Source organism: Streptomyces sp. MnatMP-M17 (assembly GCF_900091995.1).
GTDB lineage: Bacteria > Actinomycetota > Actinomycetes > Streptomycetales > Streptomycetaceae > Streptomyces.
The window spans coordinates 1-5,203 of record NZ_FMDK01000836.1 but is presented as its reverse complement, the minus strand read 5'-3'; the positions used below and the strand labels follow the sequence as shown (position 1 = coordinate 5,203).

Annotated in this window: 6 protein-coding genes; 5 read left to right on the top strand and 1 reads right to left on the bottom strand. The window is 69.7% G+C overall.

All coding sequences use genetic code 11. From position 1 onward, the window contains the following. The first annotated feature begins 67 nt into the window (after positions 1 to 67). The 5 genes from GA0115259_RS31585 to GA0115259_RS31570 all read left to right on the top strand — a co-directional run bounded on the left by GA0115259_RS31585 (position 68) and on the right by GA0115259_RS31570 (position 3,652). The gene (locus tag GA0115259_RS31585) at positions 68 to 928 is read left to right on the top strand and encodes an ABC transporter ATP-binding protein (protein WP_093603328.1); all 861 of its coding nucleotides are present in this window, start codon (positions 68 to 70) and stop codon (positions 926 to 928) included. Between the two features lie 69 nt (positions 929 to 997). Next, the gene (locus GA0115259_RS42990; protein WP_345941052.1) at positions 998 to 1,114 is read left to right on the top strand and encodes a putative leader peptide; all 117 of its coding nucleotides are present in this window, start codon (positions 998 to 1,000) and stop codon (positions 1,112 to 1,114) included. Positions 1,115 to 1,233: 119 nt separating this feature from the next. Continuing rightward, the gene (locus GA0115259_RS31580; RefSeq protein ID WP_093603326.1) at positions 1,234 to 1,536 is read left to right on the top strand and encodes a MoaD/ThiS family protein; all 303 of its coding nucleotides are present in this window, start codon (positions 1,234 to 1,236) and stop codon (positions 1,534 to 1,536) included. After that, entirely contained in the window at positions 1,536 to 2,486 is a 951-nt protein-coding gene (locus tag GA0115259_RS31575) for a PLP-dependent cysteine synthase family protein (protein ID WP_093603324.1), read from the top strand. The genes GA0115259_RS31580 and GA0115259_RS31575 overlap by 1 nt, the downstream gene beginning before the upstream one ends. A 413-nt stretch (positions 2,487 to 2,899) precedes the next feature. Then, positions 2,900 to 3,652, top strand: a complete 753-nt coding sequence (locus GA0115259_RS31570) for an MBL fold metallo-hydrolase (RefSeq protein ID WP_093603322.1) — start codon at positions 2,900 to 2,902, stop codon at positions 3,650 to 3,652. A gap of 109 nt (positions 3,653 to 3,761) precedes the next feature. Here GA0115259_RS31570 and GA0115259_RS31565 read toward each other — a convergent pair whose 3' ends face one another. Next, positions 3,762 to 5,039 carry a PTS transporter subunit EIIC gene (locus GA0115259_RS31565; RefSeq protein ID WP_093603320.1) on the bottom strand — a complete coding sequence of 426 codons (1,278 nt, stop codon included), beginning with the start codon at positions 5,037 to 5,039 and terminating at the stop codon, positions 3,762 to 3,764. Positions 5,040 to 5,203: the final 164 nt, after the last annotated feature.

The following is a 5,203-nucleotide window of genomic DNA, read 5'->3' as shown; positions in this document are numbered from 1 at the left end:
TCACCGCGCTCACAGGCGGGCCGCTGTTCCTGTGGCTGATGCGCCGCCGCCCGGAAGGAGCGCCCGTATGAGCGCCTCCACTGGTGCCCCCGCAGGCGCCTCCACGGGCGCCTCCGCAAGCGCCGCGAGCGCCCTGGAGCGGACGTCCGCACCCGCCGCCGAGCTGCGCGTCGAAGGGCTGTCGTACGAGACTGGCGGACGGCTGCTCGTCGACCGCGCCGCGCTGACCGCCGCGCCGGGCGAGACCGTCGGACTCGTCGGCCCCAACGGCAGCGGCAAGACCACCCTGCTCCGCTGCGTGTACGGCACGCTCCGGCCCACGGCCGGACACGCCCTCCTCGACGGCGACGATCTGCACACCATGACCGCCAAGGCGCGGGCCCGCCGTGTCGCCGCCGTGCCGCAGGACGGGCGGCCCGACTTCGAGCTGACCGTCCGTGAAGTCGTCGCCATGGGCCGCTCGCCGCACAAACGCTTCTGGGAGGCCGACACCGCCGCCGACACCGCGCTCACCGACGCGGCTCTCGGCCAGGTCGGGATCGCCGCCCTCGCGGACCGGGCCTTTCCCTCGCTCTCCGGCGGCGAACGGCAGCGCGCGCTCATCGCCCGCGCGCTCCTCCAGCGCCCGGCCCTGCTCGTACTCGACGAACCGACCAACCATCTCGACATCCGCCACCAGCTCGATGTCCTCACGCTGATCAGAGCCTCGGGCACGACCAATCTGCTCGCCCTGCACGATCTGAACCTCGCCGCGTACTACTGCGACCGTATCCATGTGCTCCAGGGCGGCCGGATCCTCGCCTCCGGAACGCCGCGCTCCGTACTGACTCCCGAGCTGCTCGCGACGGTCTACGGGGTGACGGCCGAGGTCACCGCCCATCCGGTCACCGGCGCCCCGACCGTCGTCTATCTCCCGCCGTCCGCCTGACGAACGCCGAACGTCCGCCATACGAGAACGCATACCGGGACGCGGACCGGGAATCGATACGATGAACCCATGGTTTTCTCCGACGTGAGCGACAAGACGCCGAGCACCCCGCTGCTCGTGGCGCGGCTGCACGTCGACCTGTGCCGCCTCGCCAGTGCCATCTGTCCCGGCAGCGCCGCCGGCTGAGCGACCAGCCACAGCCCCCGGGCGCTCCTCGCCGTACCCGCCGTCCTCCGCACCAACCCCCACGCGCGGGGGCCCGAGCCGCGCGCCCGTCACGCCATCTCCCGACAGGAGCCCATGCCATGGCCATCGAGGTCCGCATCCCGACCATCCTCCGCACTTACACCGACGGCGCGAAGGCCGTCGAGGGCAGCGGCGACACGCTCTCCGAGCTCTTCGCCGACCTCGAGACCCGGCACGCCGGAATCCGGGAGCGGCTCATCGACCCGGCCGCGGGCAACCAGCTCCGCCGGTTCGTGAACGTCTACCTCAACGACGAGGACGTCCGCTTCCTCGACGGCGTCTCCACCAAGCTCGCCGACGGCGACAGCGTCACCATCCTGCCCGCGGTGGCCGGCGGCGCGCTCGAAGCGATCCCGGTCTGATGCGGTACGACTCCCCGCTGGCGGCGGTCGGCAACACACCTCTGGTACGGCTCCCGAGGCTGTCCCCGTCGGACGACGTGCGGATCTGGGCCAAGCTGGAGGACCGCAACCCGACCGGCTCCGTCAAGGACCGGCCCGCCCTCCATATGGTCGAGCAGGCCGAGAAGGACGGACGGCTCACCCCGGGCTGCACCATCCTGGAGCCCACCAGCGGCAACACCGGTATCTCGCTCGCCATGGCGGCCAAGCTCAAGGGCTACCGCATCGTCTGCGTCATGCCGGAGAACACCTCCCAGGAGCGCCGCGACCTGCTGGCGATGTGGGGCGCGGAAATCATCTCGTCGCCGGCGGCGGGCGGCTCCAACACGGCGGTACGGGTCGCCAAGGAGCTGGCGGCCGAGAATCCCTCGTGGGTGATGCTCTACCAGTACGGCAATCCCGACAACGCGGGCGCGCACTACGCCACCACGGGCCCCGAGATCCTCGCGGACCTGCCGTCCGTCACCCACTTCGTGGCCGGGCTCGGTACGACGGGCACGCTGATGGGCGTCGGCCGCTTCCTGCGCGAACAGAAGCCCGACATCAAGATCGTCGCCGCCGAGCCGCGCTACGACGATCTCGTCTACGGACTGCGCAACCTCGACGAGGGCTTCGTGCCCGAGCTGTACGACGCGTCCGTACTGACCACCCGTTTCTCCGTCGGCTCGGCCGACGCGGTCACCCGTACCCGTGAACTGCTCCAGCAGGAGGGCATCTTCGCGGGCATCTCGACCGGCGCCGCGCTGCACGCGGCGATCGGCGTCGGGCGCAAGGCGGTCAAGGCGGGCGAGAGCGCCGACATCGTCTTCGTCGTCGCGGACGGCGGCTGGAAGTACCTCTCGACGGGCGTCTACACGGCGGCCACCACCGAAGAGGCGATCGAGACACTGCACGGCCAGCTCTGGGCGTAACGCGGGCCCGGCTTCCGGCGTGACGTACGGCCTTCCGGTGTGACGTACGGCCGTACGCGGCCGTGACGCCGGGCCGGACACGGCCCTGGCGCCGGGCCGGACACGCCGTAACGCCGGGCCGCGGCCGGGCACAGTCGTCCGACGCCATCCTCGATTTCCGGAGCCCGCAACCGGCCTCCGCCCGATCCGGGCCGGAGGCCGGACGTGTGTCCGGACGCGCGTACGGGCCCTTCCGACGTCGCCGTCATCCCGCCGTCACCCGGTCATCACCGTCCATCCGAACCGGTGACAGCGCAGGTGAGTTCTCCCACAACGGACCGCTGTGGAGGAGCGACCAGCCGTTTCGCGCTTTACGCTCGACAAACCGCACAACCCCCGTCGCCCCCCTTCCACGCCACGGAGGTTCACGCTCCATGAAGCTCACCGTCGTCGGCTGTTCGGGCTCGTTCCCCTCCGCGGGATCGGCCTGCTCCAGCTACCTCCTAGAGGCCGACGGCTTCCGGCTGCTCCTCGACATGGGTAATGGCGCCCTTGGCGAGCTGCAGCGCCATGTTGGTCTCTACGACCTCGACGCCATCTTCCTCAGCCATCTCCACGCGGACCACTGCATCGACATGTGCGGCTACTTCGTCGCCCGCTACTACCGGTTCGACGGCGGACGCTGCGACGCCATCCCGGTCTACGGGCCCGAGGGCACCGAGCAGCGCCTCACCACGGCCTACGCGGACACTCCGACGGACAAGTCCATGAGCGAGGTCTTCGACTTCCACACGCTCAAGCCGGGCTCCTTCGACATCGGTCCCTTCTCGGTCCGTACGGAGAAGGTCGCGCATCCCATAGAGACCTTCGCCATCCGTATCGAGCACGGCGGACGGTCTCTCACCTACTCCGGTGACACCGGTGTCTGCGAGCCGCTGGTCGAGCTGGCCGAGGACACGGACCTCTTCCTCTGCGAGGCGGCCTTCACCTACGGCAAGGAGGACATCCCGGGCCTCCATCTCAACGGCCGCGAGGCAGGCGCCCACGCCGCCCGCGCCCGGGTGCGCAGGCTCGTCCTCACGCACATCCCGCCCTGGACGGACGGCGAACAGAATCTGGCCGATGCCCGCGAGGTGTACGCGGGCCGCGCGGAACTGGCCGTTCCCGGCGCGGTGTACGACATCTGACTGGCCGGCAGTTCCTGTCCGACGCGTCTGACCGGTCCGACCTGTCCGACAGCGCGGCGGCCCCGCCGTTTCCGGCAACGGCGGGGCCTGCTGGGCGTACGAGAGAGGCCTACTTGGCCTCGGCCTTCCGGAGCTCGGCGAGTTCCTCGTCGGACTCACGGCCCGGTGTCGGAATGTTGAACTTGACGATGGCGAAGCGGAACAACGCGTAGTAGACAGCCGCGAAGCACAGGCCGACCAGCACCAGCCCCCACGGATTCGTCGCGATACCGAGGTTGAGGCCGAAGTCGACCGCGCCCGCCGAGAAGCCGAATCCGTCCTTCATCCCGAGCGCCCACGTCAGGGCCATGGAGACACCGGTCAGCACCGCGTGGATCGCGTACAGCGCCGGCGCGATGAACATGAAGGTGAACTCGATCGGCTCCGTCACACCGGTGACGAACGCGGTGAGCGCCAGCGAGAGCATCATGCCGCCGACGGCCTTGCGGCGCTCGGGCCGGGCGCAGTGCGTGATCGCGAGACAGGCCGCGGGCAGGGCGAACATCATGATCGGGAAGAAGCCGGTCATGAACTGCCCGGCCGTCGGGTCGCCCGCGAGGAAGCGGTTGATGTCGCCGCTCTTGCCCTCGTACGTACCGGCCTGGAACCACGGGAACGAGTTCAGCAGATGGTGCATACCGACGGGGATCAGCGCGCGGTTGGCGATCCCGAAGATACCCGCGCCGACCGCGCCCGAGCCGACCAGCCACTCGCCGAGGTTGTGCAGTCCGGTACCGAGGACGGGCCAGATATAGCCGAAGACGATACCGATGATCAGACCGGCGAAGGCGGAGAGGATCGGGACCAGCCGACGGCCGCCGAAGAAGCCCGCCCAGTCCGGCAGCTTCGTCCGGTAGAACCTCTGGTACAGCAGGGCGACGACGATGCCCATGACGACACCGCCGAGGACCTTCGCGTCGACGGGCGCGTCCACCATGACGACCTTGCCGTTCACGGCGGTCGCCACCTGGGGCAGATTGGAGTCGGTGAAGGTGCCCAGGACGTTCTTGAAGACCAGATAGCCGGTGACGGCGGCCAGCGCGGTCGAGCCGTCCGATTTCTTGGCGAAGCCGATCGCGATGCCGACGGCGAACAGCAGCGGCATGTTGTCCAGGATCGCGTTGCCGCCGGCCGCCATAAAGCCGGCGATCTTGGTGATGAACGCCGGGAACGACTCACGGCCGAGCATGTCGGTGTTGCCGAGGCGCACCAGCAGGGCGCCGGCCGGCAGCACGGCCACGGGCAGCATCAGACTGCGGCCGATGCGCTGCATCACCGCCATCGCCCGGTTGCTCTTCCGCGCCGCGGGATCCTTCTTCGCCGCGGAGGCGACGTCGGCCGTACTCATCAAGCTCCTCCAACCCATGCCCGGACGCGGCGCGCGCGGCCACGTGGTCTACACCACTCGGTGGTGTAGACCTTTTGTAACATGGTGTGGGTTGCGCAAGGAACCTGCGAAAACTGTGGCCTGGGCCATAGCGGCCGGCCACGGCCGGCCGTTGCGGCCGGGTG